The 14,132-nt window shown below is 65.4% G+C and carries 14 protein-coding genes; 8 read left to right on the plus strand and 6 right to left on the minus strand.

Features of this window, described 5'->3' with window-relative positions:
* The first annotated feature begins 48 nt into the window (after positions 1–48).
* Both ACIBJI_RS07260 and galE read left to right on the plus strand, forming a co-directional pair.
* Positions 49–735: an iron dependent repressor, metal binding and dimerization domain protein gene (locus ACIBJI_RS07260; protein WP_364351947.1), complete on the plus strand. Its 687-nt coding sequence runs from the start codon at positions 49–51 to the stop codon at positions 733–735.
* Positions 736–738: 3 nt separating this feature from the next.
* A complete protein-coding gene (gene galE, locus ACIBJI_RS07265; RefSeq protein ID WP_364351944.1) occupies positions 739–1,719 on the plus strand; it encodes a UDP-glucose 4-epimerase GalE in 981 nt (326 codons plus the stop codon).
* A 96-nt stretch (positions 1,720–1,815) separates the two neighbouring features.
* On the opposite strand, the gene ACIBJI_RS07270 is transcribed toward galE, so the two are convergent.
* Positions 1,816–3,069 (minus strand): DUF4192 domain-containing protein, encoded by a 1,254-nt coding sequence (locus ACIBJI_RS07270; RefSeq protein WP_364351941.1) that lies wholly within the window; start codon positions 3,067–3,069, stop codon positions 1,816–1,818.
* Positions 3,070–3,087: 18 nt separating this feature from the next.
* Here ACIBJI_RS07270 and ACIBJI_RS07275 point away from each other — a divergent pair, with 18 nt between their 5' ends.
* Positions 3,088–3,258: a hypothetical protein gene (locus tag ACIBJI_RS07275; RefSeq protein WP_364351938.1), complete on the plus strand. Its 171-nt coding sequence runs from the start codon at positions 3,088–3,090 to the stop codon at positions 3,256–3,258.
* 332 nt (positions 3,259–3,590) lie between these two features.
* On the opposite strand, the gene ACIBJI_RS07280 is transcribed toward ACIBJI_RS07275, so the two are convergent.
* Positions 3,591–4,313: a sensor domain-containing protein gene (locus tag ACIBJI_RS07280; protein WP_396954969.1), complete on the minus strand. Its 723-nt coding sequence runs from the start codon at positions 4,311–4,313 to the stop codon at positions 3,591–3,593.
* A gap of 234 nt (positions 4,314–4,547) precedes the next feature.
* On the opposite strand from ACIBJI_RS07280, the gene ACIBJI_RS07285 reads away from it, so the two are divergent.
* From ACIBJI_RS07285 to speD, 4 genes are all read left to right on the plus strand, one after another.
* Entirely contained in the window at positions 4,548–5,501 is a 954-nt protein-coding gene (locus tag ACIBJI_RS07285; protein WP_364351932.1) for a PAC2 family protein, read from the plus strand.
* Positions 5,502–5,526: 25 nt separating this feature from the next.
* The gene (locus ACIBJI_RS07290) at positions 5,527–8,049 is read left to right on the plus strand and encodes a DEAD/DEAH box helicase (protein ID WP_397083361.1); all 2,523 of its coding nucleotides are present in this window, start codon (positions 5,527–5,529) and stop codon (positions 8,047–8,049) included.
* A 126-nt stretch (positions 8,050–8,175) separates the two neighbouring features.
* Positions 8,176–9,276, plus strand: a complete 1,101-nt coding sequence (locus tag ACIBJI_RS07295) for a type III PLP-dependent enzyme (RefSeq protein ID WP_364352065.1) — start codon at positions 8,176–8,178, stop codon at positions 9,274–9,276.
* Positions 9,277–9,284: 8 nt separating this feature from the next.
* Complete coding sequence (gene speD / locus ACIBJI_RS07300) at positions 9,285–10,487, plus strand: adenosylmethionine decarboxylase (RefSeq protein WP_396954967.1); 1,203 nt, start codon at positions 9,285–9,287, stop codon at positions 10,485–10,487.
* A 145-nt stretch (positions 10,488–10,632) separates the two neighbouring features.
* Here the strand turns inward: speD and ACIBJI_RS07305 are convergent, their stop codons facing one another.
* The 4 genes from ACIBJI_RS07305 to ACIBJI_RS07320 form a co-directional block, all read right to left on the minus strand.
* Positions 10,633–11,019 (minus strand): hypothetical protein, encoded by a 387-nt coding sequence (locus tag ACIBJI_RS07305; protein ID WP_397083363.1) that lies wholly within the window; start codon positions 11,017–11,019, stop codon positions 10,633–10,635.
* 57 nt (positions 11,020–11,076) lie between these two features.
* Positions 11,077–11,811: an SDR family NAD(P)-dependent oxidoreductase gene (locus ACIBJI_RS07310; RefSeq protein WP_364351920.1), complete on the minus strand. Its 735-nt coding sequence runs from the start codon at positions 11,809–11,811 to the stop codon at positions 11,077–11,079.
* Positions 11,812–11,899: 88 nt separating this feature from the next.
* Positions 11,900–12,490: a TetR family transcriptional regulator C-terminal domain-containing protein gene (locus ACIBJI_RS07315; protein ID WP_396954963.1), complete on the minus strand. Its 591-nt coding sequence runs from the start codon at positions 12,488–12,490 to the stop codon at positions 11,900–11,902.
* Between the two features lie 49 nt (positions 12,491–12,539).
* Positions 12,540–13,004, minus strand: coding sequence for a gamma-glutamylcyclotransferase family protein (locus tag ACIBJI_RS07320; protein ID WP_397083366.1), 465 nt, complete (start codon positions 13,002–13,004; stop codon positions 12,540–12,542).
* A 149-nt stretch (positions 13,005–13,153) separates the two neighbouring features.
* Here ACIBJI_RS07320 and ACIBJI_RS07325 point away from each other — a divergent pair, with 149 nt between their 5' ends.
* A complete protein-coding gene (locus ACIBJI_RS07325) occupies positions 13,154–14,077 on the plus strand; it encodes a hypothetical protein (protein ID WP_397083368.1) in 924 nt (307 codons plus the stop codon).
* The last annotated feature ends 55 nt before the right edge of the window (positions 14,078–14,132 follow it).

Below are 14,132 nucleotides of genomic sequence, written 5' to 3' on the forward strand. Positions count from 1 at the left end.
GGGTGCCGACGTGCGTGGGTAGAATTCGTGCCGACGAAGGGGTAACAGGTGAAGGATCTGGTCGACACCACGGAGATGTACCTCCGTACCATCTACGACCTCGAGGAAGAGGGCGTGGTGCCCCTGCGTGCGCGCATCGCCGAGCGCCTCGAGCAGAGTGGCCCGACGGTCAGCCAGACCGTCGCGCGGATGGAACGCGATGGTCTGCTGCTGGTCGCCGGTGATCGCCATCTCGAACTGACCGACAAGGGCCGCAGCATGGCGGTCGCGGTCATGCGCAAGCATCGCCTCGCCGAGCGGCTGCTCGTGGACATCATCGGGCTCGACTGGCAGAACGTGCACGCCGAGGCGTGCCGCTGGGAACACGTCATGAGCGAGGATGTCGAGCGGCGACTGGTCGAGGTGCTCAACCACCCGACGACCTCCCCCTATGGCAACCCGATTCCGGGGCTGGACGAGCTGGGCATCATCCCGTCGAGCGGCGCCGACGAAACCCTGGTGCGGCTGTCGGATCTGCCGCACGGACAGGTGCATGCCGTCGTGGTGCGTCGCCTGGCCGAGCACATCCAGACCGATCCTGAGGTCATCGGCCAGCTGCGGGAGGCGGGTGTGGTGCCCGACGCCCGTGTGACGGTCGAGACCAAGCCCGGTTCGGTAGTCATCACCGTGCCCGGCCACGAGGGTTTCGAGCTCTCGGACGAAATGGCCCACGCCGTCCAGGTGAAGTTGGTCTGAGGCGTGAAACTTCTGGTCACGGGTGGCGCGGGCTATGTCGGTGGCGTCTGCGCGCAGGTTCTGCTCGAATCGGGGCACGAGGTCGTGGTGGTCGACGATCTGTCGACCGGCAATGCCGAGGGTGTGCCCACCGAGGCGCGGTTCGTCGAGGGTGATGTCGCGGTCGCCGCGCCCGCACTGCTCGAGGCCGAATCCTTCGACGGTGTCCTGCATTTCGCGGCGCAGTCGCTGGTCGGTGAGTCGGTGCTGCAGCCGGAGAAGTACTGGCACGGCAATGTGGTGAAGACGCTCGAACTGCTGGAGGCGATGCGGCGTACCGAAACGCCGAGGCTGGTCTTCTCCTCGACCGCAGCCGTATACGGCGAACCCGAACAAGTGCCGATCACCGAGGATGCGCCGACCCGGCCGACCAACCCCTACGGTGCCTCCAAGCTGGCCATCGACCACGCCATCACCTCCTACTCGATCGCACACGGCTTGGCCGCGACCAGCCTGCGCTATTTCAACGTCGCGGGCGCCTACGGCGGCCTCGGCGAAAACCGGGTGGTGGAAACCCATCTCATCCCCCTGGTGCTGCAGGTCGCCCTCGGTCATCGCAAGGCGATCTCGGTCTTCGGCACCGACTGGCCCACCCCCGACGGCACCGCGGTCCGTGATTACATCCACATCCGCGACCTCGCCGACGCCCACCTGCTGGCCCTCGGCTCCGCGGAATCCGGCACCCATCGCATCTTCAATCTCGGCAGCGGCACCGGTTTTTCGGTCCGTGAGGTGATTTCGGCCTGCGAGCGCGTCACCGGCCTGCCCATCGCCGCCGAGGACGCACCGCGCCGTGCCGGCGACCCGGCCACGCTGATCGCGTCCAGCGATCGCGCCATCACCGATCTCGGTTGGCAGCCCAAGCACAACGACCTCGACGAAATCGTCTCCGATGCCTGGGAATTCCTGCGCGACCTCGGTCCGCTGGCACACAGCGCGAAGTAAGCCAGCTCACTATCGAGCGCGGTCACATGGTGGTGCTGTACTTGCCGCAACCACCATGTGACTCGCCGGCTCACCTCTGACCGCCCGAGTACGGGCTCACCGGACAACCGGCCCCAGGTCGATGCCGAGGTCCGCGGCAATACCGAGCCCGCAGTAGGCAAGGCGGCGCAGCGTATCCGGGCGCATCCCGGTGCGTAGGGAGATCTCGAGCAGACTCGCCATGGAATGGGCGGGATCGGCTTCGAGAGCCGCTTGCAGCGCGATGCCTGCGAGCGGCCCGTCACCGCGGATATAGGCGCTGTAGCCGAGAAGTGTTGCGGCGTCGGCACGGTCGCTGCCCGACAGCGCATGTGTCAGTACCACCCACAGGGTTTCGGCTGGGGCCGCGTGGGCTCCGACCGCCAACCCGAACAGTGAGTCGCGCACTGTCCGATCGCGCAGTGCCGCGGCCAGTTCCGCGTACTCCTGGGCGGCGAGGGCCACACCGGAGTCGATGTTGGCGATCTGCCACAGCATATGTTCGAGCGCCCGCCGGTGATATCCGTCGGGATCACCGCGCCGGACGGCGGCCGCGTACCGCTCGTGCGCGAGTGCCCGGGCGCTGTCGAGATGGACCGCGACCTGTTGCGCCAGCTCCTCGTCGGGTGCGACCAGATCGGTCAGCTCCGAGCGGGTGCCCCGGATCGGTCGCCCTTCGAGCACATGCGCCACCGTCACCATCGATGTCGCCGGATCCGGCAGCGTCCCACGGTGATTCACATCGAGCAGACTCCACCACCGCTGCTCCGCCTCGATGGCGCGCACCGCCCAGGCACCCTCGAGGTATACCTCGGCCCGCGCCAGTCGCCGCGCGAACGCCGCGATGAGCGTGCCCCACGGCCCGGTACTCCCCACACCGTTTCGGCGCGTGCGTCGCGGTTCGCGCGCCCGGTCATCGACGACTACCGCGAGTACTTCCGTCGCCCCCTCCGCGGCACAGATATGCGAAACACACTCGGCATACGCCGCTGCGAGGCCGCGCCGACTTCCACCCTCCTGATCCAAATCGAACCGCACCACCGCATCGATGATCGGACTCTGCTCCGCATCGGTGGCGCCGCGCAGCACCGCCACCACCAGCGACCGCTCCGGCACGAATCCGACCATGGCGGGCACCGCTACAATCAATTCACCGGGATCGTCGACATGCAGCGAATCCCCCGGAATCCGATCCCCGAATTCCGGCGGCGGTTCCGCACAGATACCCGGGCGCAACTCTTTCCCGAAACCACGTGTGCACTCCGGCGATTCGTCGTCGACATCCGGGTCGAAGAAGGACATCGAATCGAATCGGGCCGAGACCTCATCCACGGGCCATGTGCGATATGCATGCGCCCCAACGCTATCGCCCGCTGGTTCAGCGAAACGCGACGCACAGGCAATGTCACTCGAATCCGTGATGTCATTCGGCTCGTCGACTTGTGGACTTTCCGATGGCTGGCCGATTCGCGCACCGCGGCCTGTATCCGCATCGTCACGCGGATGCGCGACGTCGCGTAGACCCGAGTCGCCGAAACGCGGCGGGTGCGCGGATTTGCGGAGGTGAACGGCGGGGCTCGGGCAAAAACCGGTGCGCTGCGATGCACCATCACCTGGATCTCCGAGGGCGGGAGCGGCGTTCGTAGAAGTCGTCATGCATCGAGGGTGCGCTTACCCACCGCGAAGCCCGGGACGCTGACCTGGGGATATCGCGGGACCGAATTACTCTGTGGAAAACACTTGGATTGTGGACGAATCGGGAATCGGGGACCAGAACGGCGGGGACCATGTCGGTGCCATCTGCTACCGTCCGGCTGCGAGCTCCAGCTGCCATTCGGTAGAACCCACGGCATTCACCCCCGCTTGACCTTCCGCACCGCCGTCGTGAACAGCTCGTCCAACGCCGCGGTATCGGGCTTCGCATCGCCGAATGTCATGTACGTCACCGTGATTCGCACATCGGCGACCTGCCCGGTCAGCGTCCGCATCGACTGCGTCACCCGCGCCGCACTCACCTGTGGCGCCACTGTGCGACGCAACGCGAGCGTGTCGTCAGCATCGATCGGGGGCGGCTGCTGCAATTCGGTGGTCACTGTCGTTATCGCACCCGCCCGGCTCACGTGCACCTGCTGACACCGCTTCAACTGCTCACGCAACACCGACAACGGCTGTCCGGTTCTGGTCAATTCCACGGTCATCGTGGCGCGCGTCTGATTGTCGGTACCCACCACGATGGCCGTCTGATTCGGACCGAATAGCTGAGCGGGCGGGACACACCCATCGGGTTGCACCGTCGAACCGCGCCCGACCCCGGTCAGATCCCCCGCCGCCTGCGCGGCCGCCTCCGCCGGAAGCACCACGGCATCGTAGTCGACCGGGAACTGCCCGGGATCGGGCAGCAGCGTCGAAAGCTGTGCCGCCACATGCTGGGTCACGGTATTCGGCTCGGACCCAACCGGATGTCCGGTCACCGTCGACGCGCAGCCGGCGAGCAGCACCATAGTCGCGGCCAGGGGCACCCAACCCGATACCCCGAATCCGCGTGGTCCCCTGCGCGTCGAATTCGGCACAGTCACCGCTTCACTGTGCCAAACTCCCCGCACCCGCCCGCGATGCCACGCCGATTCTCGGAGTGACCGGGAATGTGCGGGGTACCGCCGATGTTGCCCTGTCTTATGGGTCGGTGTCGCCCGTGGCAACGTGTGTCGGAGCCATGGGGGACAATGGACAGTGGTTGACCGCCGCGAATTGCCCAACAGGCCTGTGAACCTGGAAGCTCGCATCGGTGAACCGCGCAGGAAGGAGATGCGATGGAGCACGAGTCGCGAATGTACGAGTTGGAGTTCCCCGCTCCGCAGCTGTCGAACGACGATGGCTTGGGTCCGGTCCTGGTACACGGACTGGAGGGCTTCACCGATGCCGGACATGCGGTGCGGCTGGCCACGACGCACCTGCGCGAGAGCCTCGAGAGCGAGCTGGTCGCCTCGTTCGATGTGGACGAGCTGCTGGACTACCGCTCGCGTCGTCCGCTGATGACGTTCAAGACAGACCACTTCTCGGAGTACGCAGAACCCGAGCTGAATCTGTGGGCGCTGCGCGATACCGCGGGCACCCCGTTCCTGCTGCTGTCCGGCCTGGAACCGGATCTGCGCTGGGAGAAATTCACTACCGCGGTGCGGCTGCTCGCCGAACAGCTCGGTGTGCGGCGCAGCATCGGTCTGAGCGCCATCCCGATGGCGATCCCGCATACCCGCCCGCTCGGCATCACCGCGCACTCCTCCGACCGCGATCTCATCGCCGACCATCAGCGCTGGCCGGGCGAACTACAGGTGCCAGGCAGCGCTTCCTCTCTGCTGGAGTACCGCATGGCCCAGCACGGCCACGAATCCGTCGGTTTCTCGGTGCACGTGCCGCACTACCTCGCGCAGACCGCCTACCCGGAGGCCGCGCAGACTCTGCTCGAGCATGTCGCCGACAACGCGGGACTGGAATTCCCGCTGGCCGCGCTCGGTGAGGCCGCCGCGCGGGTGCGCGAACAGGTCAACGAGCACATCGCCGGCAACTCCGAGGTCGAGACCGTGGTGCACGCGCTCGAGCGCCAGTACGACAGCTTCGTCACCGCTCAGGAACGTCAGTCGAGCCTGCTGGTCGGCGACGGTGAACTGCCCAGCGGCGACGAATTGGGCGCCGAATTCGAGCGCTTCCTGGCCGAGCAGGGCGGCTACGAGGGTGACAAGGGCGACGAGGGCGAACAGTCCAACTGACCCGATCACCCTGACGGAGCCGTAGATGGCTGCCCGTAGGGTGGTCGGAGTGGATCTGACCGAACTGCTCGATATACCGGGAACCGACGCCGACGCACTCTACGAATCCTTCGGGGCGTGGGCGGCCGAGCAGGGCACCCCGCTTTATCCGGCACAGGACGAGGCGCTGCTGGAATTGGCGTCCGGATCCAATGTCATCTTGGCCACCCCCACCGGGTCCGGTAAATCTCTTGTCGCGGTCGGCGCGCATCTGTTCGCGCTGACGCGCGGCCTGCGCACGTACTACACCGCGCCCATCAAAGCCCTGGTCAGCGAGAAATTCTTCGCCCTGTGCGACGTTTTCGGCGCGGACCGGGTCGGCATGGTGACCGGTGACGCGGCAGTGAATCCGGAGGCGCCGATCATCTGCGCCACCGCCGAGATCCTGGCGAATATGGCGCTGCGCGAGGGCGCTGCCGCCGATGTCGGCCAGGTCGTGATGGACGAATTCCATTTCTACGCCGATCCGGACCGCGGCTGGGCCTGGCAGGTACCGCTGCTGGAACTTCCGGGCGCCCAATTCCTGCTGATGTCGGCCACTCTCGGCGAGGTCGATTTCTTCGCCGCCGATTTGGAACGTCGCACCGGCAATTCGACCGCCATTGTCGCGGGCACCGAACGTCCTGTCCCGTTGAGCTTTTCTTACGCGCGCACCCCGATCACCGAAACCCTGGAAGATCTCGTCACGACCAACCAGTCACCGGTGTACGTCGTGCATTTCACCCAGGCCGCCGCATTGGAACGCGCCCAGGCGCTGACCAGCGTCAACTTCGCCACCCGCGCCGAAAAGGACGCCATCGCAACGGCGCTGGGCGATTTCCGCTTCTCCTCCGGCTTCGGCAAGACCCTGTCCCGGCTGATCCGCCACGGTATCGGCGTACATCACGCGGGCATGCTGCCCAAGTACCGCCGACTGGTGGAACGCCTGGCCCAGGACGGTCTGCTGAAGGTGGTGTGCGGCACCGACACCCTCGGTGTCGGCATCAACGTGCCGATCCGCACGGTATTGCTCACCGGCCTCACCAAATTCGACGGTGTGCGCACCCGCAGGCTCAAGGCCCGCGAATTCCATCAGATCGCGGGCCGCGCGGGCCGGGCCGGCTACGACACCATGGGCACCGTCGTCGTGCAGGCGCCCGACCACGAGGTGGAGAACACCCGACTGCTGGCCAAGGCGGGCGACGATCCGAAGAAGCAGCGCAAGGTGGTGCGCCGCAAGCCGCCGGAGGGCTTCGTCTCCTGGAGCGAGGAGACCTTCGACCGACTCGTCGCCGCCAGCCCCGAACCGATGGTGTCGCGCTTCAACGTGACGAACTCCATGCTGCTCAATGTGATCGCCCGCCCGGGCAATTGCTTCGACGCCATGCGCCATCTGCTCGAGGACAATCACGAGCCGCGCCCCGCACAACGTCGCCATATCCTGCGCGCCATCCGGCTGTACCGCGCGCTGCGCGACGCGGGTGTGGTGCAACAGCTTCCCGAGCCCGACGCACAGGGCCGCCGCGCCAGACTCACCGTCGACCTGCAGCGCGATTTCGCCCTCGACCAACCCCTGTCTCCCTTCGCTCTCGCCGCACTCGAGCTGCTCGACAAGGACGCCCCCGGCTACACCCTCGACGTCATCTCCCTCATCGAATCGACACTCGAGGATCCGCGCCAGCTGCTCATGGCCCAGCAGCACAAGGCCCGCGGTCAGGCGATCAACGAGATGAAGGCCGACGGCATCGAATACGACGAACGCATGGAGCTGCTGGAAGAGGTCACCTGGCCCAAACCGCTGGCCGAGCTGATCGAGCCCGCTTTCGAGACCTACCGAGCCGGGCATCCCTGGATGTCGGAATTCGCCCCGTCCCCCAAATCGGTTGTCCGCGACATGATCGAACGCTCGATGACCTTCGCCGAGCTGATCTCGCATTACGAACTGGCCCGCTCCGAGGGGGTGGTGCTGCGCTATCTCGCCGACGCCTACCGCGCGCTACGGCGTACCGTCCCGGAATCGGCGCGCACCGAGGATCTCGACGATATGACCGAATGGCTGGGCGAGCTTGTGCGCCAAGTGGATTCGAGTCTGCTCGACGAATGGGAGCAGCTCACCAATCCAGGCGCGGAGACCGATGCGGATCAGCTCGCCTTCGGCGCGGAATCGGTGCGGCCGATCTCGGCCAATGAACGTGCGTTCAAGGTGATGATCCGCAATGCCATGTTCCGTCGCGTCGAACTCGCCGCGCTGCGCCGCTGGGAGGCCCTCGCCGAGTTGGGCACAGGCCCGGACTGGGCGGCCGAATTGACGCCCTACTTCGACGAGTACGAGCGCATCGGCACAGGCCCGGACGCTCGCGGTCCGCAACTGTTCCAGGTGGAACAACGCACCGGTTTCTGGCAGGTGCGCCAGGTGCTCGACGATCCCGCCGGGGACCACGGCTGGGCACTCGCGGCGGTGGTCGATCTGGCCGAGTCCGATGCCGCGGGCGAGGTCGTATTCGACGAGGTCACGGTAGTCGCGGGGTGATCATGATCAAGGTGTCGTCAACGAGTTGGTTACCAGGGGCATCGCGCTGATACTCTCTCGCGCGGTGCCCGAACGACGGCCAACCCCCAAACGACGGAGAGTTCCCTTAGATTGACCGGTTCAAACCTGCCCGAATCGCCCTATCTGGCCATCCACCCAGAGCGGGTGCGCGAGAACTACCGCGCGCTCCAGGCCGCGGTACCCGGAGCCCGAATTCGCTTCGCGGTCAAGGCGAGTCCGGTCCCGGAACTCATCGGTCTGCTCGACCGTCACGGCGCGGAGTTCGACGTCGCCAGCGTCGGTGAGATCGAACTGTGCCTGCGCGAGAGCGTCGACCCGGCCCGTATGTGCTACGGGAACCCGATCAAGAAAGCCGCCCATATCGCCGCCGCCTACGCCGCGGGCGTGCGCCGCTACGCCTTCGACACCGAGGATGATCTGCTGCGCATCGTCGAGCACGCGCCGGGCTCGGAGGTCGAGTGCCGGTTCCTGTCCTCGGCGCCGCAGTCGACGACGCCCTTCGGTACCAAATTCGGCTGCTCCCCCACCGAGGCGCTGCGCCTACTGGTGCGCGCACGCGATCTCGGATTGATCGTCGGCGGTCCCTACTTCCATGTCGGCTCCCAGCAGACCGACCCGAGGGCCTGGCGCGTCGGTATCGAACAGGCGGGCCGCATCGTGGCAGCGTTGGCGGACAAGGATATTCCGGTGCGGTCGGTGAATATCGGTGGCGGCCTGCCCATTTCGTACGTCGAGGCGGCGCCCGCACTCGACGATATCGGCGCCGTCATCGCGGCCGCCACCGCCGAATTCCTACCCGAGACCGCCGGACTCGTCATCGAGCCCGGCCGCGCGCTCGTCGGTTCGGCTGGCACCATTCACGCCGAGGTCATCAGCGTGCGCATAGCGCCGGACGGACGGCGCTGGGTGTATCTCGACATCGGCCGCTACAACGGCATGGCCGAGACCGAGAACGAGTACATCGCATACCGCTTCGTCACCGAACGTGACGGAGATCCCGTGGACGAGGCGGTGGTGGCCGGACCGACCTGCGATGGCGACGATGTACTGTATCAACGCACGAAGGTCCTTCTTCCGACCTCGTTGCGAGCCGGTGATCGCATCCAGATCCTCGATACCGGCGCCTATACCGCGAGTTATTCGTCGGTGTCCTTCAATGGTTTTCCGCCCTTGACCGTTCATGTCTCGGGCGCTGAGCGAGAGTGAGTTTGCCCATGACGGCGGAATTCACCGGCTGGCATGTGCTGGCCGAGTTCGGTGGTGTCGACGCGACCCTCTGCGACGACCTCGAACGACTCGAATCGGCGTTGCGCGAGTCTCTGATCGCCGCGGGCGTCACCATCTGCGATGTCGTACACAAGAAGTTCGATCCGCAGGGGGTGACTGTCCTCGCGCTGTTGTCGGAGTCTCACGCCTCGATTCACACTTATCCGGAGTCCGGCGACATCTTTGTCGACGTATTCACCTGCGGAAGTATCGGCGCCGGCGCGTCGAAGGCTGTCGAACTACTGCGAGATAAGTTGTCTCCCAAGAATGTTCGCATGCAGGTCATCCAGCGCGGGCACGGCTCGACGCGGATCGAGGAACCGGTGGGCAATGGCCTGACCCGCATCTGGGATCTGCACGAGGTCATCGTCGATACCCACACTCCGTTCCAGCACATGGTGATCGCACGCACCGAACAGGGCATCAGCCTGTTCTCCGACGACGATCGCCAGTCCACGGAGTTCTCCCAGCTGACCTACCACGAGGCGATGATGGTCCCAGCCTTCGCGCTGGCCGCGAAGCTGGACAAGGTGCTGATCATCGGTTCGGGTGAGGGTGTGGCCAGCCAGATGTCGGTCGCCGCGGGTGCGACGCTGGTGGATCACGTCGATATCGACCAGCGCGAGGTCGAATTGTGCGCCGAGCACCTGCCCTACGGCTACACCAGCGATGAACTGGCCGCCGCGGTGAAGGGTGCGGGCCCGGTCAAGGTGCACTACGCCGACGGCTGGGACTTCCTGGCCAACGCGACCGAGGCGGGTACCCGCTACGACGTGATCGTCATCGATCTGCCCGATGAGCGGGTCGAGGACGCGCAGCACAACCGGCTCTACGAGTCGGAGTTCCTGTCGCGATGTCAGGCACTGCTCGCGCCCGGCGGCGTACTCAGCGCACAGGCCGGATGCGCGACGATGTGGCGCAACGAGACGCTGAAGCGGTCCTGGAAGCGCTTCCACGAGCAGTTCGATACCGTGGTGCAGTACGGCAGCGATGAGCACGAGTGGACATTCCTGTTCGGGTTGAATGACCGGATCGATGACCCGGTGCAGGCGATGACCGATCGGCTGGGCACGCTGCCCTACCGCGCCGAAACGATCGATGCGCGGGCGCTGGTGCGTGGCGCGATCGAACCGCACGCGCTGCGGGTTTAGCGGTAGCCTCGAATCGCACCGGCTCCCAAAGGATTTCCCGTGAGCCGGTGCGATTCGACCGAATACTGCCCGCCCCGCTCTCCGGCGCGCTGCCGGGGCTGATCGCCGCGGCCGCAAGCTGAGCGATTGTCAGCGTGCCGGGTGGTCAGTAAGTGCAGAGCTGATACCAGTTGCCCGAACGGGTGGGCGTGGCGACAGCAGCATTATTGCGGAAGTACAGCCCGGCGTCCTTCACATACGGAATAGCGAGATCAATCTTCGCGCGCCGGTAGATCACATGACGGTCATCGACCGAGACGATCTGCGCATCCTCCATACCGGCGAGGAAACCGCTGAAGGAGTGCGTGTGATTCTCGCTCGAGATCCTGCCGTCTTGCACGATCGCGACCTGATTCGTGATCGCGGTGAACGACCCCCACCCGTTCACCGTGCCCGCACAGGAACCGGCGTGCGCACCGGCCCCCGCTGTGGCGGGACCAGCGCCGGCAATCAATCCGAATCCGAGAATCCCCAGCGCAACAAGAGCTTTCATGAGCACAGCCTGCGCAATATGGCTTGCGGAATCCTTAACGGTTGCGACCGTGAGGCATTACGCGGACCTTCCCGAGATGAACCCGCCGTCGACGGGGAGGATGTGGCCGGTGGTGAAGGCTGCGTCCGCGAGATACAGCACCGCTGCGGTTGTTTCGCTCACCTCACCGATTCGATTGAGCAAAGCCAGTCGGCCCGAGGCACTTTCGTCGCCGTCACCGAACAGCGGAGTGCGGATGATGCCGGGTGCGACGGCATTGACTCGGATGCCGTCGGCGGCGAGTTCCGCAGCCAAGCTCGTCGTCAGTGCGTGAACGCCACCCTTGCTGACCAGCGCCGCCGATGCGGGCAGCCCCGCGAGCGCGTGGTTGATCAGCACTGTCCCGATATTCACAATGCTGCCAGCACTTTTCTGCGCTCGCAGCTGACGCACGACGGCCTGTGTGGTGAAGTAGGTCCCCTTGAGGTTCCCGTTCAGGTAGCCGTCCAGATCCGCCTCGGTGACGTCGACGAACGGCTTCGCGCCGAAGATCCCGGCGTTGTTCACCAACACATCCACTCGACCGAACCGCTCCACCGCAAGGCGAACCAGCTCGGAACCCGTTGTAGGCCTAGCGATATCACCAGCGAATGCCGCCAACTGTGAGGGCGCGCCCAACGAATCCGCCACCGTCGCGAGCTTGTCCGCATCCCGTCCGTTGAGCACGACATTGTCGCCACGCTCCACGAAGGCCCGAGCTATATCGCGCCCGATCCCACTGGAGGATCCGGTGATGATGACCGTCTTGACCATATTCTTCTCTCTTCCTCGCGATACTCACCGATACGACCGGTCGTCTTGGAATAGATACACGGCCACGCAGGACGGCAATACCTACGGGTCAGACCCGAAAGTAGTCATCCAGCAGTCGACGCAAACACTTGTGCAACGGTTCGAGCGAGCGCTCGATCTTCATCCTGAGTACCGCACCCTCCCAGGACTCCAGTAGCAGATCGGCCAGTTCTGTGGCGTCGATATCGTCGCGAATCATCCCGAGCTCCTGCGCCCGCCGTAGCGCCGCCGCCACCCCGTCCCGCCAGGAATGCCAGGCCACCGCCAAGGATTCGCGCAGGACCGCGCTGCCCTCGAGTTCCCCGCCGAGGTTCGCGATCAGGCATCCACCGGTGAACTCCGCCCGCACGAAGTCATCCATGAGCCGTCCGAAGAACGCTCGCAATCCGGCGACCGGATCCGGCGAACTCCCGAGCGCCTCGGCCAGATTCCGCTGCACACACAGCGAATGGTGGTCGATTATGGCCTGCCCGAAACTCTCTTTGCTATCGAAGTAGTTGTAGAACGACCCCTTCGGCACTCCGACCGCATCCAGGATCTGCTTGATACCTGTCCCGTGATAGCCGTTCGTCAGGAAGCCGGCAGCACCGTGCTCCACCAGAAGCTGCCGAGTGTCATCGCTGCGTCGGGGTCGCGCCATCGCATTAATATATGACCGGTCGTCTTGGAATGGCAAATCTTGCCTTGCTTCAGAGCAGTCTGCGCCACTCGGCGCACCGAGCCACGAACGCGCCCAAATGCTCGGCGGCAAAGCGCTCGGCATACCAATTATCCTGCGCGACAACGGAAGTCCACACATACGTCCACGCCGACGTGGCCGGACCCGGCTGAACCCGTCGCAACTCGTACTCGTCATCCTCGAACGCATCCAGCACCGCCCACTCCCCCGCGTCGAGCCCCGACAGCACGACACCTCGCGCAACCCCACCCGCGGCGGGCACCAACCCGGGATACACCCGCCCCGGCAGTGCCGCCACCCGCCACCCGGTCAGCTCCGCCGCCACCAATTCCGGACACCGCCCGATCAACTCGACCAATACTTCCGGAAACTGCAATGTCCCGTAGACGAACAGCTGATCACCGTTCGCGATAGCGCGACCCAGCCGCTCGGTGCCACCCGAGTTATCCACCACGAACCCTTTCGAACTGCCCACCAGCGGAGATTACGCCCGACGAGCTCGCGCAATCGGCCCGACACCGACGCCTGCTACCGGGAATTCGGCGTGCGAACGCGTACCGTGCCACTGGAGCCGATACGCCCGCGGAGCCGCGACCGCCCGCACGCCGCTACAGGAAGGCACCCATGATCCGGCGCACGCTCGCGGCGGGTATTGCCGTCGCCATCGTTTCGGTTGCCCTTGCCGGGTGCACGACCGCACCCGACGGTCGGCCGCAGGCAGATCGGCTGCGGGATGAGCTCGGCGCCATGCCGGGCGTGGAAAACATTTCCGTCGACTACTCCAACGACTTCACCCGGGGCACCTACCTGGACTTGGACCTATCGATGCGTGCGGCTTCCGAAGCCCAGGTCGCGGAGGTTGTCGACCGGATCAATACCATCAAGCAGCGCGACTTCGACTCCTACCAGCAGTCGACCGAGATCATCGTCGGCGATCGACTCGAGTTGAAGCTGGGCGCCGAGTTGGACCCGCATCGAATCGCTGCCCGCACCCACGAGCTCCGCCAACTCGACACGAGCCTCCCCGGTGCCGCCATCACCTGGACCACCTCCGGTTTCGAGATCGAAAAGTCTCCGCCCACAACGGATTCCCTGGCAGCCGTGCGCACCGTCCTCGGCAACGATCCGACGCAGGTCACCATCCGGCCCGCCGACCGGCAGCCGGTCTGGACCGTCGACTTACCATTCGGCACCCAGCAGGAACAGGACATCCAGACCCTGCTGACCGGGCTCCCCATACCCGTCACTTTCGTCCGCATCATCAACGGGCATATCGCGAATCTCTCTGTCGGAGTCCACAGCCCGGATACCGCTTATCAGGACCTGACCGCGGTCATCGCCGAAACCCGGCCGACACCAGACCATCCGATGGACCTACGTTGGAACTGGGGTAGCTACTCGCCCGACAAACAATTCACCGGAAGCGTCCAGGTCGCCGGATGCTCCGATCAGACCACCGCCGCCGACGCCCACCCCGAGCACTACCTCACCCCCGAGGCCATAGCCCTGCAGCGTCGACTCCGCACCGAATTCGAAACCTGCAATTAGCGTCTTCATGTGGCACCTTTTGCGCAGTAGTTGAACCAGGCGTGGGTGGGCGCCT

Origin of the sequence: Nocardia sp. NPDC050408 (genome assembly GCF_044458905.1) — a bacterium.
Lineage (GTDB): Bacteria > Actinomycetota > Actinomycetes > Mycobacteriales > Mycobacteriaceae > Nocardia.

What these genes read in the sequence shown, in the direction of transcription:
- ACIBJI_RS07275 (WP_364351938.1), top strand. Translation starts at nt 3,088, where the DNA reads ATGCGCCCCAACGCTATCGCCCGCTGGTTCAGCGAAACGCGACGCACA.
- ACIBJI_RS07285 (WP_364351932.1), top strand. Translation starts at nt 4,548, where the DNA reads ATGGAGCACGAGTCGCGAATGTACGAGTTGGAGTTCCCCGCTCCGCAG.
- ACIBJI_RS07290 (WP_397083361.1), top strand. Translation starts at nt 5,527, where the DNA reads ATGGCTGCCCGTAGGGTGGTCGGAGTGGATCTGACCGAACTGCTCGAT.
- speD (WP_396954967.1), top strand. Translation starts at nt 9,285, where the DNA reads ATGACGGCGGAATTCACCGGCTGGCATGTGCTGGCCGAGTTCGGTGGT.
- ACIBJI_RS07305 (WP_397083363.1), bottom strand. Translation starts at nt 11,019, where the DNA reads ATGAAAGCTCTTGTTGCGCTGGGGATTCTCGGATTCGGATTGATTGCC.
- ACIBJI_RS07310 (WP_364351920.1), bottom strand. Translation starts at nt 11,811, where the DNA reads ATGGTCAAGACGGTCATCATCACCGGATCCTCCAGTGGGATCGGGCGC.
- ACIBJI_RS07315 (WP_396954963.1), bottom strand. Translation starts at nt 12,490, where the DNA reads ATGGCGCGACCCCGACGCAGCGATGACACTCGGCAGCTTCTGGTGGAG.
- ACIBJI_RS07325 (WP_397083368.1), top strand. Translation starts at nt 13,154, where the DNA reads ATGATCCGGCGCACGCTCGCGGCGGGTATTGCCGTCGCCATCGTTTCG.